The 26,301-nt window shown below is 39.8% G+C and carries 22 protein-coding genes, 20 tRNA genes, 3 rRNA genes and 4 riboswitches; of the genes, 42 read left to right on the forward strand and 3 right to left on the reverse strand.

Annotated features, from left to right (window positions below; translation table 11 throughout):
• Positions 1-10 precede the first annotated feature (10 nt).
• Both pstC and pstA read left to right on the forward strand, forming a co-directional pair.
• On the forward strand, positions 11-901 hold the full coding sequence (pstC, locus tag NSQ69_RS03725) for a phosphate ABC transporter permease subunit PstC (protein WP_002063837.1): 891 nt from the start codon (positions 11-13) through the stop codon (positions 899-901).
• Positions 902-903: 2 nt separating this feature from the next.
• Positions 904-1,824, forward strand: coding sequence for a phosphate ABC transporter permease PstA (gene pstA, locus NSQ69_RS03730; protein ID WP_341098937.1), 921 nt, complete (start codon positions 904-906; stop codon positions 1,822-1,824).
• 211 nt (positions 1,825-2,035) lie between these two features.
• On the opposite strand, the gene NSQ69_RS03740 is transcribed toward pstA, so the two are convergent.
• Positions 2,036-5,080 carry an efflux RND transporter permease subunit gene (locus tag NSQ69_RS03740; protein WP_341098938.1) on the reverse strand — a complete coding sequence of 1,015 codons (3,045 nt, stop codon included), beginning with the start codon at positions 5,078-5,080 and terminating at the stop codon, positions 2,036-2,038.
• A gap of 673 nt (positions 5,081-5,753) precedes the next feature.
• On the opposite strand from NSQ69_RS03740, the gene NSQ69_RS03745 reads away from it, so the two are divergent.
• The 25 genes from NSQ69_RS03745 to NSQ69_RS03865 all read left to right on the forward strand — a co-directional run bounded on the left by NSQ69_RS03745 (position 5,754) and on the right by NSQ69_RS03865 (position 14,551).
• Positions 5,754-7,305 (forward strand): 16S ribosomal RNA (locus NSQ69_RS03745).
• Between the two features lie 146 nt (positions 7,306-7,451).
• Positions 7,452-10,373, forward strand: a 23S ribosomal RNA gene (locus NSQ69_RS03750).
• Between the two features lie 100 nt (positions 10,374-10,473).
• A 5S ribosomal RNA gene (gene rrf, locus NSQ69_RS03755) occupies positions 10,474-10,589 on the forward strand.
• The 16S, 23S and 5S rRNA genes sit together here with 20 tRNA genes alongside, the layout of an rRNA operon.
• A gap of 5 nt (positions 10,590-10,594) precedes the next feature.
• A tRNA-Val gene (locus NSQ69_RS03760) sits at positions 10,595-10,670 on the forward strand.
• An 8-nt stretch (positions 10,671-10,678) separates the two neighbouring features.
• Positions 10,679-10,762 (forward strand) — tRNA-Tyr (locus NSQ69_RS03765).
• A 12-nt stretch (positions 10,763-10,774) separates the two neighbouring features.
• Positions 10,775-10,849: transfer RNA gene (locus NSQ69_RS03770), tRNA-Gln, on the forward strand.
• Positions 10,850-10,853: 4 nt separating this feature from the next.
• Positions 10,854-10,929, forward strand: a tRNA-Lys gene (locus NSQ69_RS03775).
• A gap of 17 nt (positions 10,930-10,946) precedes the next feature.
• Positions 10,947-11,027 (forward strand) — tRNA-Leu (locus NSQ69_RS03780).
• A gap of 29 nt (positions 11,028-11,056) precedes the next feature.
• A tRNA-Gly gene (locus NSQ69_RS03785) sits at positions 11,057-11,131 on the forward strand.
• A gap of 16 nt (positions 11,132-11,147) precedes the next feature.
• Positions 11,148-11,236 (forward strand) — tRNA-Leu (locus NSQ69_RS03790).
• A 5-nt stretch (positions 11,237-11,241) separates the two neighbouring features.
• Positions 11,242-11,315 (forward strand) — tRNA-Arg (locus NSQ69_RS03795).
• Between the two features lie 10 nt (positions 11,316-11,325).
• Positions 11,326-11,399: transfer RNA gene (locus tag NSQ69_RS03800), tRNA-Pro, on the forward strand.
• A 15-nt stretch (positions 11,400-11,414) separates the two neighbouring features.
• Positions 11,415-11,487, forward strand: a tRNA-Ala gene (locus tag NSQ69_RS03805).
• Between the two features lie 18 nt (positions 11,488-11,505).
• Positions 11,506-11,598, forward strand: a tRNA-Ser gene (locus tag NSQ69_RS03810).
• A 60-nt stretch (positions 11,599-11,658) separates the two neighbouring features.
• A tRNA-Ser gene (locus NSQ69_RS03815) sits at positions 11,659-11,751 on the forward strand.
• Between the two features lie 24 nt (positions 11,752-11,775).
• Positions 11,776-11,852: transfer RNA gene (locus tag NSQ69_RS03820), tRNA-Met, on the forward strand.
• 2 nt (positions 11,853-11,854) lie between these two features.
• A tRNA-Asp gene (locus NSQ69_RS03825) sits at positions 11,855-11,930 on the forward strand.
• A 9-nt stretch (positions 11,931-11,939) separates the two neighbouring features.
• A tRNA-Phe gene (locus tag NSQ69_RS03830) sits at positions 11,940-12,015 on the forward strand.
• Positions 12,016-12,034: 19 nt separating this feature from the next.
• Positions 12,035-12,110 (forward strand) — tRNA-Thr (locus NSQ69_RS03835).
• 3 nt (positions 12,111-12,113) lie between these two features.
• Positions 12,114-12,184 (forward strand) — tRNA-Trp (locus NSQ69_RS03840).
• 10 nt (positions 12,185-12,194) lie between these two features.
• Positions 12,195-12,271: transfer RNA gene (locus tag NSQ69_RS03845), tRNA-Ile, on the forward strand.
• Between the two features lie 7 nt (positions 12,272-12,278).
• A tRNA-Asn gene (locus NSQ69_RS03850) sits at positions 12,279-12,353 on the forward strand.
• Position 12,354: 1 nt separating this feature from the next.
• Positions 12,355-12,426 (forward strand) — tRNA-Glu (locus NSQ69_RS03855).
• A 131-nt stretch (positions 12,427-12,557) separates the two neighbouring features.
• Positions 12,558-12,977 (forward strand): CBS domain-containing protein, encoded by a 420-nt coding sequence (locus tag NSQ69_RS03860; RefSeq protein WP_002010634.1) that lies wholly within the window; start codon positions 12,558-12,560, stop codon positions 12,975-12,977.
• A gap of 422 nt (positions 12,978-13,399) precedes the next feature.
• The gene (locus tag NSQ69_RS03865) at positions 13,400-14,551 is read left to right on the forward strand and encodes a DUF3965 domain-containing protein (RefSeq protein WP_341098939.1); all 1,152 of its coding nucleotides are present in this window, start codon (positions 13,400-13,402) and stop codon (positions 14,549-14,551) included.
• Positions 14,552-14,792: 241 nt separating this feature from the next.
• Here the strand turns inward: NSQ69_RS03865 and NSQ69_RS03870 are convergent, their stop codons facing one another.
• Both NSQ69_RS03870 and NSQ69_RS03875 read right to left on the reverse strand, forming a co-directional pair.
• Positions 14,793-15,125, reverse strand: a complete 333-nt coding sequence (locus tag NSQ69_RS03870; protein WP_002010638.1) for a hypothetical protein — start codon at positions 15,123-15,125, stop codon at positions 14,793-14,795.
• A gap of 5 nt (positions 15,126-15,130) precedes the next feature.
• On the reverse strand, positions 15,131-16,291 hold the full coding sequence (locus NSQ69_RS03875) for an SH3 domain-containing protein (RefSeq protein WP_078179810.1): 1,161 nt from the start codon (positions 16,289-16,291) through the stop codon (positions 15,131-15,133).
• 259 nt (positions 16,292-16,550) lie between these two features.
• Positions 16,551-16,663, forward strand: a riboswitch (TPP riboswitch).
• Positions 16,664-16,723: 60 nt separating this feature from the next.
• Positions 16,724-16,827, forward strand: a riboswitch (TPP riboswitch).
• 89 nt (positions 16,828-16,916) lie between these two features.
• Here NSQ69_RS03875 and tenA point away from each other — a divergent pair.
• From tenA to kdpF, 15 genes are all read left to right on the forward strand, one after another.
• On the forward strand, positions 16,917-17,612 hold the full coding sequence (gene tenA / locus NSQ69_RS03880; protein WP_002010642.1) for a thiaminase II: 696 nt from the start codon (positions 16,917-16,919) through the stop codon (positions 17,610-17,612).
• On the forward strand, positions 17,581-18,330 hold the full coding sequence (locus NSQ69_RS03885; RefSeq protein WP_002134471.1) for an ABC transporter ATP-binding protein: 750 nt from the start codon (positions 17,581-17,583) through the stop codon (positions 18,328-18,330). The genes tenA and NSQ69_RS03885 overlap by 32 nt, the downstream gene beginning before the upstream one ends.
• Positions 18,330-19,082 (forward strand): ABC transporter permease, encoded by a 753-nt coding sequence (locus NSQ69_RS03890; RefSeq protein ID WP_002063844.1) that lies wholly within the window; start codon positions 18,330-18,332, stop codon positions 19,080-19,082. The genes NSQ69_RS03885 and NSQ69_RS03890 overlap by 1 nt, the downstream gene beginning before the upstream one ends.
• Positions 19,079-20,080 (forward strand): ABC transporter substrate-binding protein, encoded by a 1,002-nt coding sequence (locus NSQ69_RS03895; RefSeq protein WP_341098940.1) that lies wholly within the window; start codon positions 19,079-19,081, stop codon positions 20,078-20,080. Before NSQ69_RS03890 ends, NSQ69_RS03895 begins: the two co-directional genes overlap by 4 nt.
• Positions 20,081-20,090: 10 nt before the next feature.
• On the forward strand, positions 20,091-20,711 hold the full coding sequence (tenI, locus tag NSQ69_RS03900; protein ID WP_215574423.1) for a thiazole tautomerase TenI: 621 nt from the start codon (positions 20,091-20,093) through the stop codon (positions 20,709-20,711).
• A complete protein-coding gene (gene thiO / locus NSQ69_RS03905; RefSeq protein WP_341098941.1) occupies positions 20,704-21,813 on the forward strand; it encodes a glycine oxidase ThiO in 1,110 nt (369 codons plus the stop codon). Before tenI ends, thiO begins: the two co-directional genes overlap by 8 nt.
• Before the next feature lie 15 nt (positions 21,814-21,828).
• Positions 21,829-22,032: a sulfur carrier protein ThiS gene (gene thiS / locus NSQ69_RS03910; RefSeq protein ID WP_001049509.1), complete on the forward strand. Its 204-nt coding sequence runs from the start codon at positions 21,829-21,831 to the stop codon at positions 22,030-22,032.
• A 2-nt stretch (positions 22,033-22,034) separates the two neighbouring features.
• Positions 22,035-22,805 carry a thiazole synthase gene (gene thiG / locus NSQ69_RS03915; RefSeq protein ID WP_002134479.1) on the forward strand — a complete coding sequence of 257 codons (771 nt, stop codon included), beginning with the start codon at positions 22,035-22,037 and terminating at the stop codon, positions 22,803-22,805.
• The gene (locus NSQ69_RS03920) at positions 22,798-23,817 is read left to right on the forward strand and encodes a thiazole biosynthesis adenylyltransferase ThiF (protein ID WP_215574425.1); all 1,020 of its coding nucleotides are present in this window, start codon (positions 22,798-22,800) and stop codon (positions 23,815-23,817) included. The genes thiG and NSQ69_RS03920 overlap by 8 nt, the downstream gene beginning before the upstream one ends.
• Positions 23,818-23,832: 15 nt before the next feature.
• Complete coding sequence (gene thiD, locus NSQ69_RS03925; RefSeq protein WP_341098943.1) at positions 23,833-24,645, forward strand: bifunctional hydroxymethylpyrimidine kinase/phosphomethylpyrimidine kinase; 813 nt, start codon at positions 23,833-23,835, stop codon at positions 24,643-24,645.
• Between the two features lie 86 nt (positions 24,646-24,731).
• A riboswitch (cyclic di-AMP (ydaO/yuaA leader) is annotated at positions 24,732-24,879 on the forward strand.
• A gap of 93 nt (positions 24,880-24,972) precedes the next feature.
• Positions 24,973-25,359, forward strand: a complete 387-nt coding sequence (locus NSQ69_RS03930) for a hypothetical protein (RefSeq protein ID WP_002134483.1) — start codon at positions 24,973-24,975, stop codon at positions 25,357-25,359.
• A gap of 16 nt (positions 25,360-25,375) precedes the next feature.
• On the forward strand, positions 25,376-25,606 hold the full coding sequence (locus tag NSQ69_RS03935; protein WP_042889410.1) for a hypothetical protein: 231 nt from the start codon (positions 25,376-25,378) through the stop codon (positions 25,604-25,606).
• A 29-nt stretch (positions 25,607-25,635) separates the two neighbouring features.
• Complete coding sequence (locus NSQ69_RS03940) at positions 25,636-25,767, forward strand: hypothetical protein (RefSeq protein ID WP_002063853.1); 132 nt, start codon at positions 25,636-25,638, stop codon at positions 25,765-25,767.
• Between the two features lie 100 nt (positions 25,768-25,867).
• Positions 25,868-26,013: riboswitch (cyclic di-AMP (ydaO/yuaA leader) on the forward strand.
• A gap of 94 nt (positions 26,014-26,107) precedes the next feature.
• Positions 26,108-26,212, forward strand: coding sequence for a SipW-dependent-type signal peptide-containing protein (locus NSQ69_RS03945; RefSeq protein WP_000887888.1), 105 nt, complete (start codon positions 26,108-26,110; stop codon positions 26,210-26,212).
• Positions 26,209-26,289 carry a K(+)-transporting ATPase subunit F gene (kdpF, locus tag NSQ69_RS03950; RefSeq protein WP_000972378.1) on the forward strand — a complete coding sequence of 27 codons (81 nt, stop codon included), beginning with the start codon at positions 26,209-26,211 and terminating at the stop codon, positions 26,287-26,289. Before NSQ69_RS03945 ends, kdpF begins: the two co-directional genes overlap by 4 nt.
• The last annotated feature ends 12 nt before the right edge of the window (positions 26,290-26,301 follow it).

Here is a 26,301-nt window from a genome sequence, read left to right on the forward strand (position 1 = left end):
CTGTCCTGTGATGAAGGGGAAAAAACAAATTAATTACGTAAAGAGTGAATATATAGGTAGATCACTTGTTACGTTTTGCGGTATCTTTATTGTTTTTATTACATTAGCTATTATTGCGTTTATTTGCGGCAAAGGAATTCAATCTTTCACGCAAAGTGGTATCTCGTTTTCTGAGGTGTTAACTTCGACAAAATGGAATCCAAATGCTGATCAAGGTACGTATGGTGCTGTAATCTTTATTGTCGGTTCGACACTTGTGTCGTTAGGTGCTGTTGTCATTAGTGCACCAATTGCTATAGCTCTTGCTATATTCATGAATTTAATTTCGCCGAAGTTTGGGAATAAAGTATTAAAGCCTGTTTTAGAATTATTAGTCGGTATTCCATCAGTTGTATACGGATTATTAGGGGTTACGATTTTGGTTCCTCTATTACGTGATTCGTTCGGTGGAGTGGGCTTTAGTTTAATTGCGGGTATTATTGTCCTGAGTATTATGATTTTACCTACTATTGCTAGTATTGCCTCTGATGCGATACGCTCTGTTCCGTTTGATTACTTGGAAGCTTCTTACGGTCTAGGATCGACGAAATGGCAAGCGATTAGCCGAATTATTGTTCCTGCTGCAAAACAAGGAATTTTAACAGGTATAGTTTTAGGGTTAGCGCGTGCTTTTGGTGAAGCGTTAGCGGTTCAAATGGTAATCGGGAACACGATTAAATTACCGGAAGGAATATATAGTCCAACAGCAACGTTAACTGGTATTCTAACAATGGATATGACGAATACATTGAACGGAACAGCTTGGAACAATGCGCTATGGACGTTAGCAATGATTTTACTTGTTATTTCATTCCTGTTTATTTTAGTAATTCGAGCGATTGGTCAAAGAGGTGAGCGATAATAATGAATGCAAGAACGGTAAATAAAGTTTGGACATGTATCTTTTATGCGGTTGCAGCTTTAGTTGTAGCTTTGCTGGCTTTTTTAATGTACGAAATTCTGCAAAAGGGATGGGGATTTTGGGATCCTAGTTTCTTATTCGGAGAACCAAGCAATACAAGAGCTGGTGGGGGAATTGGTCCACAGTTATTCAATTCTTTCTACATGCTTGTTATAACACTTATTATATCTATTCCTCTTGGACTAGGGGCTGGAATATATTTAGCGGAGTATGCAAAACAAGGTCGTTTTTTAAGTTTTGTTCGTTTATGTATTGAAACAATGGCGTCTTTACCTTCTATTGTTGTTGGACTATTTGGCTTATTAGTATTTGTTACCATGACAGGCTGGGGATATACAGTAATGGGTGGAGCTCTTGCTTTAACTATTTTGAATTTGCCTGGTTTAACACGTGTTTGTGAAAATGCGATTTCTGAAGTTCCTCATAATGTAAAAGAGGCGAGTCTTGGACTAGGTGCAACGAAATGGCAAACAATTGCCCGCATCATTATCCCGTCTTCGTTACCACAAATCATTACAGGTATTATTTTAGCGGCAGGCCGTATATTCGGTGAAGCTGCGGCGTTAATTTATACAGCGGGTTTAACATCACCTATTTTAAATTCAGCAGCGGACTTCTCGAGCCCCTCGCATCCTTTAAATCCATTTAGACCAGCTGAAACGTTAGCTGTTCACATTTGGAAATTAAACTCTGAAGGGATTATCCCAGATGCGAAGTTAATTGCAACAAAATCTGCAGCTGTATTAATTATTATGGTATTACTCTTTAATATCATTTCTCGTTTCGTAGCATCTGTATTACACAAACGTTTTACAGGAGCGAAAAAAAGTCGTAAAACGACGAAGAAGGTAAAAGCGGCATAAATTGAAGGTAAGAGCTCTCTGTTTATAAACAGGGAGTTTTTTTACGGTCATTTTGTTGTTGGCAGTAAAAGGCCTTTACATGGTGAATATCTTATTGTGGATTCTGGAGAGCCGCTAGAGAAGTATGGTAAAAAAGTGATGGATTATATTATGGATAGGTAGAGGGATAAAAAAGGCGTTATCTTCATAATTGAAGATAACGCCTTTTGGTTTAAATATCAGGTGTTTCTGTTGAAGTACTTATTTTTCTGCGGGAGCGTCTTTTTCTCCCGATTTTATCTAATAGTTCATACATAACAGGAACAACTACTAATGTAAGAACGGTTGAAACGGCTAAGCCGCCAATTACAACGACAGCTAGACTTTTTGATACCATGCTGCCCGCTTGAGATTGGCCGAATAGGAGTGGTAGCATAGCGACGATTGTTGTTATAGCTGTCATAATAATTGGGCGTAATCTAGTAGATCCTGCTTCTAGTAAGGCTTCTCTTGTTTCCATACCGTTTTCCCGATTTTGTTGTACTCTTTCTATTAATACAATAGCATTTGTAACGACAATCCCGATTAACATTAATGCGCCGATTAATGAATTTACGTCAACAGGTGTTCTTGAAATGATTAATCCTAAAATACCGCCGACAGCAGCTAATGGTAAAGAGAATAAAATCGCGAAAGGAGCACGTGCTTGCCCGAATGTGATAACCATAATTAAATATACAATCCCGATTGCGATTCCCATAATTTTGAATAGATCTGTGAAGTTCTCTTGCATAGATTCAGTAGCACCTGCGACATTTACTTTTGCTCCGTTAGGTAAATCTAAGTCGGCTATAGCCTTGTTTACTTCTGCGCTTACTTTGCTTAAATCTTCACTTGAAGCTTCTGCGGTAATTTGAATCGTTTCTTTCCCATCTTTATGGAAGATTTCCGTTTGAAGTTGTTTTTCTGAAATAGTTGCAATGTCTTTTAAAGGAATTGGTCCGTTAATAGGTGATAGTATGTTTGTGTTTAAAATATCTTCTTGTTTGTTAATGGATGCCTTTTTATGTTCTATCATAATGGTTGTTTTTTCATTATTGATTGAGATTTCCCCAATAGGAGATTTCTTCATAAGGAATGATACTTGTTGTGCTACTAATTCTGGTGTTAAACCGTGTTGTTCCGCTTTTGTTTGATCGATATGAATTTGCCATTCTTTTTTAGAGTCTTCTATATTTGTTTTTACTTTAGAGAGATCGTCCATACCTTTTAGTTTTGTTTCGACGATGTTAGCGGCCTTTTTTAAATTTGTTTCGTTAGTAGCGGTTACGTTAAATTGTAAGTTGTTTCCGCCTCCAGAGTCAGAGTAACTCGTTTTTATATAATCAAGTTCAGCTGGTTCAAAAGTATTATGATCCTTTTTTAATTCTTTAATATATTGGTCGATATTAAATCCTTTTTTAAAGACTACAAATATAGTTGCAAGATTGTTTTGAGTTGTCTGTCCCCATTGTGCATCTTCTGCGCTAGATCCCATTCGCAAAATAACATCTGTTACATCAGGGTTAGAGAGTAGTTTCTTTTCGAAATCAAAGGCTTTTTGTTTTTTAGCTTCAGAATCATAATCACCTGGAAATGTCATGTTAACGGAAAGCATTGTATCGTCCTCAGACTTTATGTTCGCTTTCGGAAGTAGTATGTAGGCTGCAATTGATCCTGCAAATAATAAAAAAGAAGTGAGTAGAATGATAAACTTATGAGAAAGAGCCCACTTTAATGTAGCGACATATCGCGGTGAAGAATGTGAATTGCGACGTTTTGTTTTTTTGAGCAGTAAAAAAGCCATAAGTGGAACGACTGTTAATGCCACAATTAAGGAAGAAAGTATAGAATACACAACTGCTAACACCATAGGTAACATTAGTTTTCCGATTACTCCCGATACGAGACCGATAGGTAAAAAAACGGCGACTGTCGTTAAAGTAGAAGAGGTAATTGCGACGGCGACCTCTTTTGTTGCATCGAGAATAATATCTTTAGAGAAAGATTCTTTTTGTAAACGACGGAAAATATTCTCGATGACAACGATACTATCATCGACGAGACGTCCAACTGCAACAGCTAAGCCACCAAGAGTTAGAATGTTAAGTGTGATGTTAGATTGATGGAGTAAAAATAGTGTTAATAAAATAGATAATGGAATACTAACGACAGCGATGAGTGTTGTTCGGAAGCTGCGTAAAAAGATTAAGATAATGAGAGTTGCAGCAATTGCCCCAAGGATTACTTCTTTTCCCATACTAGTAACAGCATTTTCAACTTGCTCATGAGTTGAAGCTAAAAGTTTAATAGAGAATTGATCTTTATATTGCTTGCTTATATCTTTAATCTTTTTATCAATCTCTTTTCCGATTGCAACCGCATTTTTACTCGGCTCTTTCATGATGATTAATCCTGTTCCTTCTTCCCCGTTTATGTGCGAGATTGTATCGTAATGTTGTTTTAATTCAATTTGAGCAACATCTTGTAATTTTACTTGAGGTGTAACGGTGATGTTTTTTATGTCATTTACATTTTTTATATCCCCGATGACACGAAGATTGTATTCTGCCTTATTAACGGTAATTGCTCCGGCTGGAGTGGAAGTTTCTTTTCCTTGTAAAACTGTTAATACTTGCTGTGATGTTACGTTTTTATCTTTTAGTTGGTTAGGATCAAGTACGATGGATAATTCGGAAGTTGATTTTCCGAAAAACATAACATTGGCAACACCATCAATGCTTTCGAGTTGTGGTACGATTTCTTTCTCAATTTGTTTTTCGTCAGTTTTTGAAAATCCGTTTTGCTTCTGGATGGTAATTTGAGCGAGTGGAATCATAGAAGTGTTTAATTGGCTAACAACAGGTTTAGTTACATCTTTAGGTAATTTAATCGTATTAATTGTTTTTTCGACTTCGCGTGCCGCGTCTTTCATATTTGCCTTGGATGTATATGCAATGTCGATGCGTGATAATCCCTCATGTGTGGAAGAAGTGATGCCATCGATATGTTCTAAATTACGAAATTGTTTTTCAAGGGGATCAGTTACGTCCTTGGTCATCGTTTCAGCATCGAGCCCTTGAGATAATGTCGTAACAGTTATTGCAGGGTTATCGATGCTTGGTAAAAATTCCATAGGTAATTTAGAGCCGGAATAAACACCGAGTATGGAAATGAGAAAAACCATGATAATAATAGCGGCTCGGTTTTTTAATGAAAATTTTGTTAACCTATCCATAAAATAATTCCTCCATTAGTTTATTTATAGTTTTGTGGGCACTTTCTTACTATATAACAAAAATTGGATATCTTTCATTAATTAAATGTAAAAAAATTCTAACAATAATCTTAAGTTAATATTTCGAGGGGAAGTTTGTTATTTGTGGAAGCAAAATTCTTGATTGGAGAGAAAAATCAGGAATTAAAGTTTTGCTCTAGTATAGTGGCCTCGTTTTTTGTTACTCTACATTTAAATAATTATTTGTCCTTCTTAAGTAGAACTATGGTAATTATAAAATTAAAAAAGGAGAAGACTAAAGGTTAGGAAGTTATTGTGAAATACTGCCTGGTTGATGATAGTGTATAGTAACTTGTATACAATCAAAATGAATGTTTTTAGTAGAAAGGATAAGGGTTCTTTCTATAGAAGAAAGTAGGATAGATAACTTTTTGTATTTTTTTATAAAAAATACTTGTTATTTAAAAACCATGATGGTATATTAATAAACGTCGCTGATGCGGAAACGCAGAAAACGACAAAAAAAGAAATTAAAAAACATAGTTGACATCGAAAAATGAAGATGTTAATATGATGAAGTCGCTTTTGAAGCGGCAGACAAGTTCTTTGAAAACTGAACGAAACAAACAACGTGAACGTCAATTTTTATTTTTAGATGCTAGACAAACTAACTTTATTGGAGAGTTTGATCCTGGCTCAGGATGAACGCTGGCGGCGTGCCTAATACATGCAAGTCGAGCGAATGGATTAAGAGCTTGCTCTTATGAAGTTAGCGGCGGACGGGTGAGTAACACGTGGGTAACCTACCCATAAGACTGGGATAACTCCGGGAAACCGGGGCTAATACCGGATAATATTTTGAACTGCATAGTTCGAAATTGAAAGGCGGCTTCGGCTGTCACTTATGGATGGACCCGCGTCGCATTAGCTAGTTGGTGAGGTAACGGCTCACCAAGGCGACGATGCGTAGCCGACCTGAGAGGGTGATCGGCCACACTGGGACTGAGACACGGCCCAGACTCCTACGGGAGGCAGCAGTAGGGAATCTTCCGCAATGGACGAAAGTCTGACGGAGCAACGCCGCGTGAGTGATGAAGGCTTTCGGGTCGTAAAACTCTGTTGTTAGGGAAGAACAAGTGCTAGTTGAATAAGCTGGCACCTTGACGGTACCTAACCAGAAAGCCACGGCTAACTACGTGCCAGCAGCCGCGGTAATACGTAGGTGGCAAGCGTTATCCGGAATTATTGGGCGTAAAGCGCGCGCAGGTGGTTTCTTAAGTCTGATGTGAAAGCCCACGGCTCAACCGTGGAGGGTCATTGGAAACTGGGAGACTTGAGTGCAGAAGAGGAAAGTGGAATTCCATGTGTAGCGGTGAAATGCGTAGAGATATGGAGGAACACCAGTGGCGAAGGCGACTTTCTGGTCTGTAACTGACACTGAGGCGCGAAAGCGTGGGGAGCAAACAGGATTAGATACCCTGGTAGTCCACGCCGTAAACGATGAGTGCTAAGTGTTAGAGGGTTTCCGCCCTTTAGTGCTGAAGTTAACGCATTAAGCACTCCGCCTGGGGAGTACGGCCGCAAGGCTGAAACTCAAAGGAATTGACGGGGGCCCGCACAAGCGGTGGAGCATGTGGTTTAATTCGAAGCAACGCGAAGAACCTTACCAGGTCTTGACATCCTCTGAAAACTCTAGAGATAGAGCTTCTCCTTCGGGAGCAGAGTGACAGGTGGTGCATGGTTGTCGTCAGCTCGTGTCGTGAGATGTTGGGTTAAGTCCCGCAACGAGCGCAACCCTTGATCTTAGTTGCCATCATTAAGTTGGGCACTCTAAGGTGACTGCCGGTGACAAACCGGAGGAAGGTGGGGATGACGTCAAATCATCATGCCCCTTATGACCTGGGCTACACACGTGCTACAATGGACGGTACAAAGAGCTGCAAGACCGCGAGGTGGAGCTAATCTCATAAAACCGTTCTCAGTTCGGATTGTAGGCTGCAACTCGCCTACATGAAGCTGGAATCGCTAGTAATCGCGGATCAGCATGCCGCGGTGAATACGTTCCCGGGCCTTGTACACACCGCCCGTCACACCACGAGAGTTTGTAACACCCGAAGTCGGTGGGGTAACCTTTATGGAGCCAGCCGCCTAAGGTGGGACAGATGATTGGGGTGAAGTCGTAACAAGGTAGCCGTATCGGAAGGTGCGGCTGGATCACCTCCTTTCTATGGAGAATTGATGAACGCAGTTCATCAATAAACGTTGACTTGTTTTGTTTCGTTCAGTTTTGAGAGAACTATCTCTCAAGTTTAAATGTATGTTCTTTGAAAACTAGATAACAGTGTAGCTCATATTTTTTTAATTTTAGTTTGGTTAAGTTAGAAAGGGCGCACGGTGGATGCCTTGACACTAGGAGTCGATGAAGGACGGGACTAACGCCGATATGCTTCGGGGAGCTGTAAGTAAGCTTTGATCCGAAGATTTCCGAATGGGGAAACCCACTATACGTAATGGTATGGTATCCTTACCTGAATACATAGGGTATGGAAGACAGACCCAGGGAACTGAAACATCTAAGTACCTGGAGGAAGAGAAAGCAAATGCGATTTCCTGAGTAGCGGCGAGCGAAACGGAATCTAGCCCAAACCAAGAGGCTTGCCTCTTGGGGTTGTAGGACATTCTATACGGAGTTACAAAGGAACGAGGTAGACGAAGCGACCTGGAAAGGTCCGTCACAGAGGGTAATAACCCCGTAGTCGAAACTTCGTTCTCTCTTGAATGTATCCTGAGTACGGCGGAACACGTGAAATTCCGTCGGAATCTGGGAGGACCATCTCCCAAGGCTAAATACTCCCTAGTGATCGATAGTGAACCAGTACCGTGAGGGAAAGGTGAAAAGCACCCCGGAAGGGGAGTGAAAGAGATCCTGAAACCGTGTGCCTACAAATAGTCAGAGCCCGTTAATGGGTGATGGCGTGCCTTTTGTAGAATGAACCGGCGAGTTACGATCCCGTGCGAGGTTAAGCTGAAGAGGCGGAGCCGCAGCGAAAGCGAGTCTGAATAGGGCGTTTAGTACGTGGTCGTAGACCCGAAACCAGGTGATCTACCCATGTCCAGGGTGAAGTTCAGGTAACACTGAATGGAGGCCCGAACCCACGCACGTTGAAAAGTGCGGGGATGAGGTGTGGGTAGCGGAGAAATTCCAATCGAACCTGGAGATAGCTGGTTCTCCCCGAAATAGCTTTAGGGCTAGCCTTAAGTGTAAGAGTCTTGGAGGTAGAGCACTGATTGAACTAGGGGTCCTCATCGGATTACCGAATTCAGTCAAACTCCGAATGCCAATGACTTATCCTTAGGAGTCAGACTGCGAGTGATAAGATCCGTAGTCAAGAGGGAAACAGCCCAGATCGCCAGCTAAGGTCCCAAAGTGTGTATTAAGTGGAAAAGGATGTGGAGTTGCTTAGACAACTAGGATGTTGGCTCAGAAGCAGCCACCATTTAAAGAGTGCGTAATAGCTCACTAGTCGAGTGACTCTGCGCCGAAAATGTACCGGGGCTAAATACACCACCGAAGCTGCGAATTGATACCAATGGTATCAGTGGTAGGGGAGCGTTCTAAGTGCAGTGAAGTCAGACCGGAAGGACTGGTGGAGCGCTTAGAAGTGAGAATGCCGGTATGAGTAGCGAAAGACGGGTGAGAATCCCGTCCACCGAATGCCTAAGGTTTCCTGAGGAAGGCTCGTCCGCTCAGGGTTAGTCAGGACCTAAGCCGAGGCCGACAGGCGTAGGCGATGGACAACAGGTTGATATTCCTGTACCACCTCTTTATCGTTTGAGCAATGGAGGGACGCAGAAGGATAGAAGAAGCGTGCGATTGGTTGTGCACGTCCAAGCAGTTAGGCTGATAAGTAGGCAAATCCGCTTATCGTGAAGGCTGAGCTGTGATGGGGAAGCTCCTTATGGAGCGAAGTCTTTGATTCCCCGCTGCCAAGAAAAGCTTCTAGCGAGATAAAAGGTGCCTGTACCGCAAACCGACACAGGTAGGCGAGGAGAGAATCCTAAGGTGTGCGAGAGAACTCTGGTTAAGGAACTCGGCAAAATGACCCCGTAACTTCGGGAGAAGGGGTGCTTTCTTAACGGAAAGCCGCAGTGAATAGGCCCAAGCGACTGTTTAGCAAAAACACAGGTCTCTGCGAAGCCGTAAGGCGAAGTATAGGGGCTGACACCTGCCCGGTGCTGGAAGGTTAAGGAGAGGGGTTAGCGTAAGCGAAGCTCTGAACTGAAGCCCCAGTAAACGGCGGCCGTAACTATAACGGTCCTAAGGTAGCGAAATTCCTTGTCGGGTAAGTTCCGACCCGCACGAAAGGTGTAACGATTTGGGCACTGTCTCAACCAGAGACTCGGTGAAATTATAGTACCTGTGAAGATGCAGGTTACCCGCGACAGGACGGAAAGACCCCGTGGAGCTTTACTGTAGCCTGATATTGAATTTTGGTACAGTTTGTACAGGATAGGCGGGAGCCATTGAAACCGGAGCGCTAGCTTCGGTGGAGGCGCTGGTGGGATACCGCCCTGACTGTATTGAAATTCTAACCTACGGGTCTTATCGACCCGGGAGACAGTGTCAGGTGGGCAGTTTGACTGGGGCGGTCGCCTCCTAAAGTGTAACGGAGGCGCCCAAAGGTTCCCTCAGAATGGTTGGAAATCATTCGTAGAGTGCAAAGGCATAAGGGAGCTTGACTGCGAGACCTACAAGTCGAGCAGGGACGAAAGTCGGGCTTAGTGATCCGGTGGTTCCGCATGGAAGGGCCATCGCTCAACGGATAAAAGCTACCCCGGGGATAACAGGCTTATCTCCCCCAAGAGTCCACATCGACGGGGAGGTTTGGCACCTCGATGTCGGCTCATCGCATCCTGGGGCTGTAGTCGGTCCCAAGGGTTGGGCTGTTCGCCCATTAAAGCGGTACGCGAGCTGGGTTCAGAACGTCGTGAGACAGTTCGGTCCCTATCCGTCGTGGGCGCAGGAAATTTGAGAGGAGCTGTCCTTAGTACGAGAGGACCGGGATGGACGCACCGCTGGTGTACCAGTTGTTCTGCCAAGGGCATAGCTGGGTAGCTATGTGCGGAAGGGATAAGTGCTGAAAGCATCTAAGCATGAAGCCCCCCTCAAGATGAGATTTCCCATAGCGTAAGCTAGTAAGATCCCTGAAAGATGATCAGGTTGATAGGTTCGAGGTGGAAGCATGGTGACATGTGGAGCTGACGAATACTAATAGATCGAGGACTTAACCATATAATATGAAGCAACGTTATCTAGTTTTGAGAGAATATAAAAAACTTATTGACTTTCTAAGTGAATCAAGTATAATAATGTTTGTCTCAATCAAATATAGTCTGGTAATGATGGCAGAGAGGTCACACCCGTTCCCATACCGAACACGGAAGTTAAGCTCTCTAGCGCCGATGGTAGTTGGGACCTTGTCCCTGTGAGAGTAGGACGTTGCCAGGCAAAATGGAGGATTAGCTCAGCTGGGAGAGCACCTGCCTTACAAGCAGGGGGTCGGCGGTTCGATCCCGTCATCCTCCACCATATATGTCGGAGGGGTAGCGAAGTGGCTAAACGCGGCGGACTGTAAATCCGCTCCTTCGGGTTCGGCAGTTCGAATCTGCCCCCCTCCACCATTTCTTAATTATTGGGCTATAGCCAAGCGGTAAGGCAACGGACTTTGACTCCGTCATGCGCTGGTTCGAATCCAGCTAGCCCAGCCATTAAGAGCCATTAGCTCAGTTGGTAGAGCATCTGACTTTTAATCAGAGGGTCGAAGGTTCGAATCCTTCATGGCTCACCATTTTCTTAAAAAAATATGCGGGTGTGGCGGAATTGGCAGACGCACTAGACTTAGGATCTAGCGCCTTTGGCGTGGGGGTTCGACTCCCTTCACCCGCACTTTTAATAAAATAACTCAAACATGTCTTGCGGAAGTAGTTCAGTGGTAGAATACAACCTTGCCAAGGTTGGGGTCGCGGGTTCGAATCCCGTCTTCCGCTCCAATTTTCAGTATGACATGCCGGGGTGGCGGAACAGGCAGACGCACAGGACTTAAAATCCTGCGGTGGGTGACCACCGTGCGGGTTCGACCCCCGCCCTCGGCACCATATATGCGCCCGTAGCTCAATTGGATAGAGCGTTTGACTACGGATCAAGAGGTTAGGGGTTCGACTCCTCTCGGGCGCGCTTTTATTAACGGGAAGTGGCTCAGCTTGGTAGAGCACCTGGTTTGGGACCAGGGGGTCGCAGGTTCAAATCCTGTCTTCCCGATTTTCCCAAAAACATGGGGCCTTAGCTCAGCTGGGAGAGCGCCTGCCTTGCACGCAGGAGGTCAGCGGTTCGATCCCGCTAGGCTCCACTTTATTTTTTATATGTCGGAGGTATACCCAAGTTCGGCTGAAGGGATCGGTCTTGAAAACCGACAGGCGGCGAGAGTCGCGCGGGGGTTCGAATCCCTCTACCTCCTCCATTTTTTTAAAAAGTGGTTTAGTTACATATAAAATGAATAAGATATTAATTTTTCCTTCATGGAGGTATACCCAAGTTCGGCTGAAGGGATCGGTCTTGAAAACCGACAGGCGGCGAGAGTCGCGCGGGGGTTCGAATCCCTCTACCTCCTCCATTTATTTTTAAAACATAATATCGTCGCGGGGTGGAGCAGTACGGTAGCTCGTCGGGCTCATAATCCGAAGGTCGCAGGTTCAAATCCTGTCCCCGCAACCAATGGTCCCGTGGTGTAGTGGTTAACATGCCTGCCTGTCACGCAGGAGATCGCCGGTTCGACCCCGGTCGGGACCGCCATTTTATGTTGGCTCGGTAGCTCAGTCGGTAGAGCAGAGGACTGAAAATCCTCGTGTCGGCGGTTCGATTCCGTCCCGAGCCACCATTTTTTTGTTTTTTTTTATGCCGGCTTAGCTCAATTGGTAGAGCAACTGACTTGTAATCAGTAGGTTGGGGGTTCAAGTCCTCTAGCCGGCACCATTTAGGGGCATAGTTTAAAGGTAGAACTGAGGTCTCCAAAACCTCCAGTGTGGGTTCAATTCCTACTGCCCCTGTAAAGTATATGGGCCTATAGCTCAGCTGGTTAGAGCGCACGCCTGATAAGCGTGAGGTCGATGGTTCGAGTCCATTTAGGCCCACCATATATATTCCGCAGTAGCTCAGTGGTAGAGCTATCGGCTGTTAACCGATCGGTCGTAGGTTCGAGTCCTACCTGCGGAGCCATGGCCCGTTGGTCAAGTGGTTAAGACACCGCCCTTTCACGGCGGTAACACGGGTTCGAATCCCGTACGGGTCATAAAAAAAGAGTCAGCATATTGCTGACTCTTTTTTATTATGTATAAGCCTCTTTTTATCACCTTATTTTCCCGAAATAAATAAAGGGATTTAGGAAAAGCTATGGTATGTATTAAAAGGAGGAGATGAAAAATGACGCAAGTTAGAGAACTTATGAGTACTCATATCGTACATTGTACACCATTAGACAATGTATATGAGGCAGCTGTAAAAATGAAGGAAGAATCGGTTGGATTGATTCCTGTTATTGAAAATAAACAAGTTGTTGGGCTTGTTACTGATCGAGACTTAGTTGTTCGTGGGATTGCTGAAAAACATCCTGGATCTAATCAAATTACAAATGTAATGACAACAAACATTGTTTCAGTTTCTCCAGATGATTCTATTGAAAAAGCTACAGAATTAATGGCACAATATCAAATTAGACGGTTACCGGTAGTTGAGAGCGGTCAACTTGTTGGGATGCTAGCACTAGGTGATTTAGCTATAAGAAAATCAGCAGATGATCAAGCAGGGTTTGCTTTAAGTGAAATCTCAGAGCATATGGAATAAATTATGTATAAAGATCAGATACATTATTCTAGTATATACGGATTAAACTAATATGTTAGCGTGATGTATCTGAGACATTATATAATAAGTATAGAGTCAATATTTTTGACAGTTTTTTTAAATTTGTCATTCCTAATTTTTAATAAGAGAAAAAATGATATACTGAGAGATATAAGTATTATGATAGATTTTGAATATAACAATATTTATTGTTAATGATGTAATAATGAATTAATATTTCCTACGTAGATAAAGTGAAACTTTAATCATTGGGGGTGTCCATCCCCCAATAATTATTAGTTGAACCAATCGGGCTTTTATGGGCAGTTTTATCTCCCACCTAACTTCCTCGTATTCGCAGAATTTTGAGGTGGGAGTCTTACTGCCTGCAAATAGCGGGATAAAAAGGGAAGGGGAATTATATGAGGGCTGTACAGGGCGATCCAAATTGGAATTTGGTTACAGATACATATATAGAACCAAATAATTTCGCTGAGTTATTTTCTTTGCTTGTACCTTGTCATCCAAAAGGTGAAGGGAAAGAGCGAACTATATTAGTATGGAAAGAAAAAGAATTTTATAAAGAAGAAAATTTAGCGCCATTTATCGTATATGGCATGAATAAAGTAAAGAATTTACCGCAGTTTCATAAAGATGAAATTCCAACTCTAGTACGTATTCTTCGTTTATGCCAAGAGATTGGTTGGTATGAAGAGGCAAATGCTTTTATGATAACCCAAGGGCTAGATGAATTTGTCCGAACTTCATTGGAGTATGAAACATGGGATCTTTTGACGAAAGCAGTTGCTTTAAACTATTTAATTATTAAATATCGTATTGGTGAATTAACAGCTGAGGATGTAGAAATTTGGGATCGAGTTAAATTTAATGAGAGATGTATAACAGATTGCAAACATCTATTATCTCATAAAGAAGTATTGGAATTTACATTCTTTTATATGTGTAAGCGAGCGAAAACACTGTCAAAAGAGAAATTAAATAGTGATATGATGAGTCTGGCAATGTATTGTAATACTTTTGTGTATGATTTATATACACATGACTTATTACGAAAGTATCGTAAGTGTACAGACTTCCTATCATATTATGGACCTAGTCAAGCGGTTTTAGCTTGTCAAAGAGCTGTACTTTCACAAATTTCCGATCGATTAGACCCTTTAAAGACAACTCATGTAGATGATTATTTATATGTGATGAAAGAAATGATGGAGCATATGACGATAGGGGTAATGGATCGGTATGGTCATTTTATTGGAAAGCTACTATCATATGTACCATTTTTCGAAATGATCCAAGTTCCACAGCATGCATATTATTGTGAAGAATTACTGTATATTTGTAAGGGAATTGAATACAAAGAAGAAATACTACGCAATTATATATTTATACAATTACATGATTGTTTACCATCATTCTTTAAACTATTTCTTAAAAATAAGCGTTATGCAACGATTCATGATATTCTTTTCTATTGGTGCGACGATGAACAAAGAATGAGCTTAGAGAAAAAATATAATCTTAGTTTCATTTATGAAAAATATGCTTGTGGATAAACCATATTTTACATATTAAAAATTAATATAAATTAAAAAGGATCTCAAGTTTATGTGAGATCCTTTTTTTGTTAGTAAAGCAAGGAGAAAGTAACTAAGATAAGAAATAATATTCCATAAAGGAGAAATTGTGCAGTATAACTTCCTTGTATACCAAAAAAAGTATTCATTTTTTCATATAAATTCAATATATATTTCATTGGATTATCTTTGAAAGATTGGTACACAGTGTTTCCTCTTTCTAAGCTTCTTGTTCATGTTTTTGGTTATTAGGAACATGAACGTATCTAGCTATGAATAATAAAACACCTATAAAGAATACAGGAAGTACGGTAGATAAATAAAAACCATTACTAATTATATTTGTTATAAGAGCACTTAAAAGAAAAATTACATTATAAATATGGGCAATTTTTTGTTTTAGCCGCATTTGTAATGCTTCCATAATGATTTCTAAAGCAACAAAAGCAATAATAATAGATAAAAATACAGTGTTCGTATTATAAATGATTAAACAACAGATTAAACCTAAAAAGGCCAGGTATTCAATAAAGAGAGGTATATTGCGTGGCATATAATTTACCTAACTAAATATGGCAGTGGGTTTACTGCATTTGTTTTTTCAAAATTCCATTCCCCATTATGTAATTCAAAATGGAGATGTTGCCCGTATGAATGACCTGTGTTTCCCATATGACCTACTAATTGTCCAGTTTGTACTTGATCACCAGCTTGTACAGTGCGATCCTTCATATGAGCATAAACTGTTGTATATAATTTCCCATTTATTTGATGGGCGATGAACACGACATTGCCATAGCTAGCCGAATAATAAGATTTCACAACCTTACCCGCAGCAGCAGCTTGAATAGAGACATTTCCTTGTGCTGCTATATCTATACCATAATGCATTTGCTCCCAGCGCATATCAAAAGTGGAGCTGATTTTTCCTTGAGTAGGGAATTTGAAAACTGCTGGAATTGATGCAGGTTGAGCTGTTTTAGCTTGTGCTTGATTTTGATTTTGCACTACATAGTGTTTTGCTACATATCCGTATCCTGTGCCAAAACGAATTTTATACCAAGTACCTACCGTTTCTACTACTTGTACTTGTGTACCATTTTGTAATGAGCCAAGTAGAGTGCCACTTGTGCTAGCATTGCTACGTACATTTAATTTTGGTGTTGCAACAGTATAAGAAGGAGAACCTTGTACAGTTACACCTTTTACTAGAGGTGTGGATCCATTAGATACAAATGTTTTTTGGACGTAACCAATTTGCCCGTTATGTAATATTTTGTACCAATCTCCTTGTTCACCTTGAATGGTAATGAATTGACCATTTGGTAATATATCTAGAATAGAAGACTCTGTATTAGGTTCAGAACGAACGTTTAATGCGTTTGCATTTACGATATATTGATTCTTTGGTTGAACATTTTTTTTGAATAGAATTGCATCTTTTTTCATATAGCCTGTTTTGTTGTTAACAGATACTTTATACCAATCTTGAGTTGTCTCAAGAATAGTAACAGGGCTATTAAATCGAATGTTATCAATTATTGCACTGTCTGCATGGTTATTTTGATGTAGTGCAACGTTATCAATTTTTACATATCCAGTTTTTACTGTAGATGGTTGCTTAGCAGCTGCTGTTTGTATATCGGATTCTCCCATAGAAGGAAGTAAAGAAGCAATTGCGATAGTAGTTGCTGTTAAAGCTGTAGCTTTCATATTCATGTAATAAAGACCTCCTCTAGTTGTATAGTTGTAATTTTATTATAGTATAAAGATATAATATAGTGGGTGTATTCACATAAATGTAATATGAAATCAATATAAATAATGTTAGAAGAGAGGTTCATATATAAATATTGTATATATCATTTGTGAGGTCGCATTTATATTTGTTTAACATGTTAAGAATTAATTTTCAATTAAGAAAATTAAAACAGTTGATGATGTCTTATGGCGGTGTTATACTGACAGTGATAATTTTATAGTTTGCTAGGAGGGCTGGTGTTGCCAGCTGAGAGTAGGGCCGTAAGCCTTTGATCCTTTTTATTACCTGATCTAGATTATGCTAGCGTAGGGAAGCAATTCGGACATTAACAATGAGTCCCCGTTTCTTTGCGTATAGAAACGGGGCTTTTTTATTTGAAAATTTCATATTAACACCACTAGGGGTGCTTTTCGTGCTGAGAGAGGAATAATCCTTAACCCTTACAACACCTGATCTAGATAATACTAGCGAAGGGAAGTGGAACAACGAATAAATTATAATTTTATTTGCTGTAACCACTTCTTATATACAGAAGTGGTTTTTTTATTGAGATAAATAGATATATAGGAAGGGGAATTATTAATGAAATTTTGTGAAAGATTATTTGATACGGTGCAGCCTGTTTGGGAGAAAAGTCATAATCATCCGTTTGTAGTAGGTATGGGGGATGGTACGTTGGAAAAAGACAAATTCCAGTACTATATTATTCAAGATTATTTATATTTGTTAGATTATGCAAAGCTATATGCAATTGGGGTTGTAAAGGCAACGAATCCACAAGTTATGGCAAAATTTGCAGAGCAAATTGATGGGATTTTAAATGGTGAAATGACGATTCATAAACAGTATGCAAAAAGACTTGGCATTTCTGTACAAGAGATGGAATCTGCGAAACCATCTGCTAAAAATTTAGCATATACAAATTACATGATGTCTGTATCTCAAAATGGCACAATTGCTGAATTAATATCAGCTTTACTTCCATGTATGTGGAGTTATTGGGAGATTGGAAAGCGTTTAAATGATATTCCTGGAGCAAGAGATCATGAGTTCTTTGGAGAGTGGATTCAAGGATATAGTTCTGAAGAATACGGTAACCTTTGTATTTGGTTAATAGATTTATTAAATGAAATGGCAGTTGGAAAGTCAGAGAAAGAGCTAGACCGATTAGAGGAGATTTTCTTATATTCCAGCCGATTTGAATATTTATTCTGGGATATGGCTTATCGTAAGGAGATGTGGGGTTTTGAGGAGCAAGAACATACTACAGTTTCATAATGTTTCCTTTCATTATGATGAGAAACCAATCATCAATGAATTAAATGCTTCTATACAAGATAAAGAGTTTGTAAGTATTATCGGACCGAGTGGATGCGGGAAAAGTACTTTATTTCGCCTTATTACAGGCTTAGAAGAGGCAAGTACTGGACAGATAGAGCTGACAGAAACAAAGAGTCATTCTGTAGGGTATATGCCCCAAAAAGATATGCTCTTGCCGTGGAGGACGATTATTGAGAATGCGGCCCTGCCGCTAGAGTGCCAAGGTGTGCAGAAGAAAGAAGCGCAAGTAAAAGCGAAAGAACTGTTACATAAATTTGGTTTACAAGGGTACGAGAAAAAATATCCGAAAGATTTATCTGGTGGTATGAGGCAACGCGTATCTTTTATCCGAACTTTATTAACAGGCGGGGAGATATTATTGTTAGATGAACCGTTTAGCGCATTGGATGCTTTAACGAAGGCATCTTTGCAAGAATGGTTGTTTGAACAATGGAAAGAGTGGGAAAAAACAATTTTATTTATCACTCATGATGTTGAAGAAGCATTGTTTCTTTCTAATCGAATTTTGGTTGTAGAAAATCAACCGATAGCAACTTTAACTGAGCGAATTGTGCCGCTTGATCGTAACCGAACAAGAAAAGATTTATATAAGCCTGAAGTGTTAGCGCTTAAAGAAGAGCTCCTTAGTATGTTACAAAGGCAGGTACTCGTATGATGAATCGCTTGAAGGAGTTATTACCTGCCCTAATATTAAGTGGAATTTTACTTGCTCTGTGGGAAGTAGGAGCAAGAATTGTAGATGAGATGTACATTTTGCCATCACCTTCTGCAATTGTAATGAAGATATGGGCGCTGAAAGATATATTATTTACGGTTCATTTACCTGCAACGTTGTACGTCGTTTTAATAGGCGTTGTTATTTCTATCGTACTGGGCGTAGGGCTAGCAATGTTAATGAATGCGAGTACGTGGATGGAAAGAGCATTTTATCCGTTATTAGTTGCTTCACAAACAATCCCGATTACTGCGCTTGCGCCGCTCTTCGTTTTATGGTTTGGATATACCATCTGGAGTAAGGTTGTTGTTACCGTTTTAATTACGTTTTTCCCAATTGCGGTAAATACGTATGATGGACTGCGCAGTACGAAAAAAGAATGGGAGGAGCTATTAGTTACATATGGTGCAACGAAAAAAGATATTTTTCTAAAGCTAAAGTTTCCATCTGCTCTTCCTTACTTTTTCTCAGCGTTAAAAATTGCAGTTCCGCTTAGTGTGATTGGTGCAGCAATTGGAGAATGGCTCGGTGCACAAGCTGGGCTTGGATATTTCAGTAAAAGAATGATGACGCAGTTAGACGGAGCTGGTGTATTTGCACCCATTGTATTGTTATCATTATTAGCTATTTTCTTCGTCATACTTATTTCCATATTGGAAAAGAAATTTATTAGTTGGAGGAAACATTCATGAAATTATTAAAACGCATCTTTGTGTTTACATTATTAGTTGCAATGATTGCAGGATGTTCGAGTAATTCAGCATCAGATAAGAATAAAACAGAAAAAGAAATAACAGTAATGCTTGATTGGTACCCGAATGCGGTACATAGCTTTATTTATACGGCAATTGAAAAAGGGTATTTTAAAGAAGAAGGAGTAAAGGTGAATATTAAATTCCCTTCTAATCCGACTGATCCATTAACGCTAGCGGCGGCAGGGAAAGTGACAGTTGGTTTGTATTATCAACCAGATGTTGTCATGGCAAAAGCAAATGAACAAATTCCAGTGAAATCAATTGGAGCTGTCGTACGTTCACCGTTAAATCATGTTGTATCACTGAAATCAGCAGGCATTCAATCGCCAAAAGATTTAGAGGGGAAAACAGTTGGATATTCTGGAACACCTTTAAGTGAGATGTATTTAAAAACGATGGTAAAAGAAGCTGGTGGTAATCCAGATACAGTGAAAGTAGTCGATGTTGGCTTTGATTTAGTACCAGCATTAATTACGAAAAAAGTGGATGCGGTAACAGGGGCATACATTAACCATGAAGTACCTGTTATGCGTCATGAAGGTCATGAACCAGCATACTTTAATCCAGCAGATTATGGTGTACCGAACTATCATGAGCTTGTGTTTGTAACGGGTGATAAAACGTTGAAAAAAGATAAAGAAGCATTGCAAGCCTTTTTACGTGGTGCGAAAAAAGGATATGATTTCATGAAGAAAAATCCGGATGAAGCATTAAATATTTTATTAAATCATCAAGAAAAAGAAAACTTCCCGCTAGTACCAGAAGTTGAAAAAGAAAGTATGAAAATTTTATTAGAGAAGATGGAAACGAAAGATGAGCCATTCTTATCGGATTCAAAAGAGTCATGGGAGAAACAAAATAAATGGTTGAAAGACAAAGGAATGGCGAAAGAAATTGTTCCAGCCGATGAATTATTCGAAAACATTTTAAAGTAGGCGAATGAATATGAAAAATGAGCTTCATGTAATCTCAAATGGCCATATGCCATTTGAAGAATTAGTGAATGTAGCGATGCAAATTGAGAGTGAGATTGATTATTTGCATATTCGTGAGCGTGAGAAGAGTACGAAGGAATTGTATGAAGGTGTGGAAAGGCTTTTAAAAAAAGGCTTTCCGCCATCTAAGCTTGTTATAAATGATCGAATTGATATCGCCATTCTATTAAATATTCCTCGTGTTCAACTAGGATACAGAAGCGCAGATGTAAGGTTAGTGAAAGAAAAATTTTCTTATTTGCATGTCGGTTATTCAGTACATTCGCTAGATGAAGCGATAGTAGCATTTAAAAATGGAGCAGATTCACTCGTTTATGGTCATGTATTTCCGACAGATTGTAAAAAAGGTGTGCCAGCGAGAGGATTAGAAGAAATTACTCATATGGCAAGTTGTTTATCCATACCAATAACTGCAATTGGTGGGATTACCCCTGAAAATACAGGTGATGTTCTTGCAAATGGTGTAAGTGGCATTGCTGTTATGTCCGGGATTATAAGCAGTAGTAATCCGTATAGCAAGGCGAAATCTTATAAGGAATCAATAAGAAAGTGGGCGGAAAAACATGTGTAAGAAGTATGATGTAGCGATTATTGGCGGAGGTGTAATTGGTAGTTCAGTTGCACACTTTCTAGCAGAAAGAGGGCATAAAGTAGCGATTGTAGAGAAGCAAAGAATCGCATCTGAAGCTTCGAAAGCAGCTGCTGGTTTGCTCGGTGTTCAGGCAGAATGGGATGCATATGATCCGTTGTTTGAGCTTGCTAGAGAAAGCCGTGCTATATTTCCACAACTTGCAGAAGTTTTACGTGAAAAAACAGGCATCGATATTGGGTATGAAGAAAAGGGCATTTATCGCATCGCTCAAAATGAAGATGAGAAGAAAAGAATTCTTCATATTATGGATTGGCAGCAGAAAACAGGTGAAGATTCCCGATTTCTAACGGGGGACCATTTACGGGAAAAAGAGCCGTTTCTTTCCGAGTCAATTATAGGGGCGGTATATTATCCGAAAGATGGTCACGTTATTGCGCCAGAGCTTACGAAAGCATTCGCACATTCTGCAGCAATTTCCGGAGCTGATATATATGAACAAACAGAAGTGTTTGATATTCGTATTGAAAATAATAAAGTGACTGGAATTGTGACAAGCGAAGGTGTAATCACATGTGAAAAAGTCGTTATCGCTGGAGGCTCATGGAGTACGAAATTACTACATTATTTCCATAGTGATTGGGGCACGTATCCTGTGAAGGGTGAAGTTGTTGCAGTAAGAAGCAAGAAACCGCTCTTGAAAGCTCCTATTTTCCAAGAACGTTTTTATATTACGCCGAAACGTGGTGGCCGTTACGTAATTGGGGCAACAATGAAGCCTCATACGTTTAATAAGTCTGTACAACCAGAAAGTATTACTTCCATATTAGAGCGTGCCTACACAATATTGCCTGCTTTAAAAGAAGCAGAATGGGAAAGTACGTGGGCTGGGTTAAGACCGCAGTCTAATCATGAAGCTCCTTATATGGGAGAGCATGAAGAAATAAAAGGTTTATATGCTTGTACGGGCCATTATCGAAACGGCATTTTATTAAGTCCTGTTTCTGGTCAGTATATGGCTGATTTAATAGAAGGAAAGCAGGAGAATCACTTGCTAGATTCATTGCTTTCTAAAACGGTTTAGAAAGGGGATGGAAGTTTGAATTTAAAAATTAATGGTAACCAAATTGAAGTACCAGAGAGTGTAAAAACAGTAGCTGGGCTACTTACACATTTAGAGTTAGATAACAGAATTGTTGTAGTAGAACGTAATAAAGATATTTTACAAAAAGATGATCATAACGATACATCTGTTTTTGATGGGGATCAAATTGAGATTGTAACTTTCGTAGGAGGCGGTTGATTATGTTAAACATTGGACAATTTTCATTTCATTCTAGACTTTTATTAGGAACAGGGAAATTCCCTGATTTTGATGTGCAGCAAAAGGCAATTGATGTTTCTGAGGCTGAGATTTTAACATTCGCAGTACGTCGTATGGATATATTTGATGCGAAGCAGCCTAATTTATTAGAGAAACTTGATGTGAAAAAATATACGTTATTACCGAATACAGCAGGAGCAAAAAATGCTGAAGAAGCTGTTCGTATTGCAAAATTAGCAAAAGCTTCTGGACTTTGTGACATGATAAAAGTAGAAGTTATTGGTGATGATAGAACGTTATTACCTGATCCAGTAGAAACGTTAAAGGCATCTGAAATGTTACTAGAAGAAGGATTTATCGTTCTTCCTTACACATCTGATGATGTTGTATTAGCACGCAAACTACAAGAACTTGGTGTGCATGCGATTATGCCAGGAGCATCACCAATTGGATCAGGACTTGGTATTGTAAATCCATTAAATTTAAGCTTCATTATTGAACAAGCGACAGTACCAGTTATCGTTGACGCAGGTATTGGTAGCCCAGCTGATGCGGCATTTGCGATGGAATTAGGAGCGGATGGTGTGTTATTGAATACAGCTGTTTCGGGAGCAAAAGATCCTATTAAGATGGCACAAGCAATGAAATTAAGTATTGAGGCAGGTCGTTTAGGTTTTGAAGCAGGTCGTATTGCACGCAAGCGCTGCGCGACAGCAAGTAGTCCTTTAGAAGGAATGAGCGTAGTTGAATAATCGATATTCTCGCCAAGAGCTATTTTCTCCAATTGGGGAAGAAGGGCAACAAAAGATAAGGACAAAGCATGTACTTATTATCGGTGCAGGCGCATTAGGTAGTGCAAACGCAGAGATGTTTGTAAGAGCAGGCGTTGGTCAAGTAACAATTGTTGACCGCGATTATGTCGATTGGAGTAATTTGCAAAGACAACAATTGTATGCAGAGAGTGATGTAGAGAATAATCTTCCGAAGGCTGTAGCGGCAAAAAAACGTCTAGAAGAGGTTAATAGTGAAGTAAGAGTAGAAGCTCGCGTTCAGGATGTAACGGCTGAAGAGTTGGAAGAACTCGTTACAAATGTTGATGTAATCATCGATGCGACTGACAATTTCGAAACACGTTTCATTGTGAATGATATATCGCAAAAATATTCTATTCCATGGGTTTATGGGGCATGTGTAGGGAGTTACGGTCTTTCTTATACTATTCTTCCAGGAAAAACGCCATGTTTATCTTGTTTATTACAATCGATTCCGCTTGGCGGAGCGACATGTGACACAGCGGGGATTATATCACCTGCTGTATCTCTCGTCGTTTCTCATCAAGTAACGGAAACGCTTAAACTGTTAGTAGAAGATTATGACTCGCTTCGAGATGGGCTTGTGTCATTTGATGTATGGAAAAATGAGTATTCATGTATGAATGTGCAAAAGCTTCGTAAACATAATTGTCTATCGTGTGGTGAGCAAGCATTATATCCGTATTTAAATAAGGAAAATACTTCAAAGACAGCGGTGTTATGCGGGAGAAATACAGTTCAAATTAGACCACCTCATAAAGAGAAAATGGATTTTGAACAATATAAAAGATTGCTGAATGATCGTGTGACTGATTTGAATGTAAATCCATATTTATTATCCTTTTCTGTTGGAGAAAAGAGATTAGTTGCCTTCAAAGATGGTCGTGTACTTGTGCATGGAACGAAAGATATAAGTGAAGCGAAAACAATTTATCATCGCTATTTTGGATAGAAAAGGATGAGTGAGATGAAAGTAAATAAAGCTTTAACGATTGCAGGATCTGATAGCGGAGGCGGCGCTGGAATTCAAGCAGATTTAAAAACTTTCCAAGAGCTTGGTGTGTACGGAATGACGGCTATTACAGCAATTACTGCTCAAAATACGCTTGGCGTTCAAGGGGTATATCCTGTTTCTTTAGAAGGGATTATGGAGCAGCTGAATTCAATTGGTACGGATTTAACGCCAGATGCTGTGAAACTGGGAATGTTATTTAGTAGTGAAATTATTCAAATTGTGGCAGAGCATATTAAGAAATTTGGCTGGAATAATATTGTGCTAGATCCTGTTATGATTGCTAAAGGCGGTGCGTCATTATTACAACAAGAAGCAGTACAAGCATTAAAAGAATATTTATTGCCAGTAGCAACTGTTGTCACACCGAATGTTCCTGAAGCAGAAGTGTTAACTGGAATGGAGATTCATAATGTAGAAGATAGTAAAGAAGCTGCAAAAGTATTGCATGAATTAGGGGCTAAATATGTGCTTATGAAGGGCGGACATGCAGAATATCAAGGTAATGAAGTAATTGATTTACTCTTTGATGGTGAGCAGTTTATTGAATTTAGAAGTGAACGAATTCCTTCGAAGCAAACGCACGGAAGTGGGTGTACATTTGCTTCAGCGGTTACAGCAGGACTTGCGAAAGGCTACTTGATGGAAGAGGCAGTTCAAGAAGCAAAACGATTTATTAGTATAGCAATTGAAGAGCCATTGAATATTGGAAGTGGTCATGGGCCGACGAATCATTTTGCATATAAATTGAATAAGACGCATGTATAAAGATACGAGAAGCCAGTTTGTTAACTGGCTTTTTTTTGTGTTTACTTTTTCTAAATTCAGGAGTAATATATCAGCCAGAATACATTTTTTGTAATACGCTGAGTCCAAATGTATGGAGCGGAGGAACCAATTTGTGCGTCGTCACTAGGGGTGAATCTTTCAATTTTGAAAGTAGGGCTACTCTCAAAGCCCGAATCCGACAGCTAACTTCGTAAGCGTCTTGAGAGAGGGCGGTGCCATGATGGATATATCACTTCGTCGGTCTGATTAGTATAGGAGAATATCAATCTATGTTTGGATTCTTTTATGCTAAGGAGGATGAGGTACATGGAACTAACACTTATTTGTGTTGGAGAAGAAAATAAGGTAAAGAGTTTAAGAGAGCTAGCAGCATTTCAGCATGAGTTAATTATTTTTACAGCAAATGAAGAGATAGCAGATCAAGTTAGAAATTGTGGATTTGATTGGACTTATAGCTGTAATAAGGAGCAGGATTTTACTAGTATTTGCGAGCGTATTAAGAAGGTGATTTTACTAGGAGATGAGCTTCCGATAGTTAGTTTCTTCACAGAACGCATTCGTTTTTCTTTTCAAGCGCCTATTACTGTTGTTACAAGGAATAAACGATATCCGGCCAGGCTCTATGAAACAATTGGAGCTAAATTTGTAGTGTTTACGAACTGTGATAATATTTCTTTTTTATTTTTTGAATAAGGTGGGGGAAATGAAGATGAAAGTGTTGTTACTAGGAGATATAGCGAATCGTTGGGCGGTATCGGTAGAGAGAGTTCACGAATTGGTAGTGCTCGATCCTCTTTTTCCAGGGCCATATATTATATTACCATCAAAAGATGTTTTGTATTTAGAGGTGGATATTACCGAATATGAGCAGTTACATGCAGAATTATCACAAGTTTATATTCGAGGGAGAAATTTACGTGCTTTTTTACGAGGAGAATAAAGATTGAATGAAAAGAGAGCGAATGCTGAGTGCAACAAGCTATGCACTTCATGTCATTCGCTCTTTTTATTTCATATTTAAAAGATCATTTTTATGAAAAAGAAAGAAAAGACAAGAAAATAGATGAAAGAATATTAATAATAAGTAATGTAAGCGTTTAAATGGCGGAATTTTTTCTTATTTTAAGTAATTTGCCTCTTTACAAGTTAAATTTAGAGGAGTATATTTACTCTCATAAATCATTCATGAAATTTCCAAAAAAACCTAAAATCGCTGAGTTCCAGAAATGGAGCGGGGGAACCAATTTTGTGCATCGTCACTTGGGGTGAATCTTTCAATTTTGAAAGTAGGGCTACTCTTTAGGCCCGAATCCGACAGCTAACCTCGTAAGCGTTTAGAGAGGAGGTTTACTTTGTGTTGTTCGTTTCGAACACTAAGTAGAGCTTAGTGTTCTTTTTTTGATAATAAGATGGTAAATTTTAACAGAAGTGAGGGGTAGTTATGTTAGATGTTGTAATGATCGGGATTTTTGTTGGGTTAGTCGCATCAATGGCAAGTCTTGCAAGTTGGTCAGATAAAGTTGTGAAAGAAGGGAAGCAATCATGATGATTGCCTTATCGGTTATTGTTGCAGCGATTACGGTGTACTTAGTATACGCATTATTAAATCCAGAAAAGTTTTAATTAGGGGGAATC

Origin of the sequence: Bacillus sp. FSL R10-2201 (assembly GCF_038008665.1) — a bacterium.
Classification (GTDB): Bacteria; Bacillota; Bacilli; order Bacillales; family Bacillaceae_G; genus Bacillus_A; species Bacillus_A mycoides.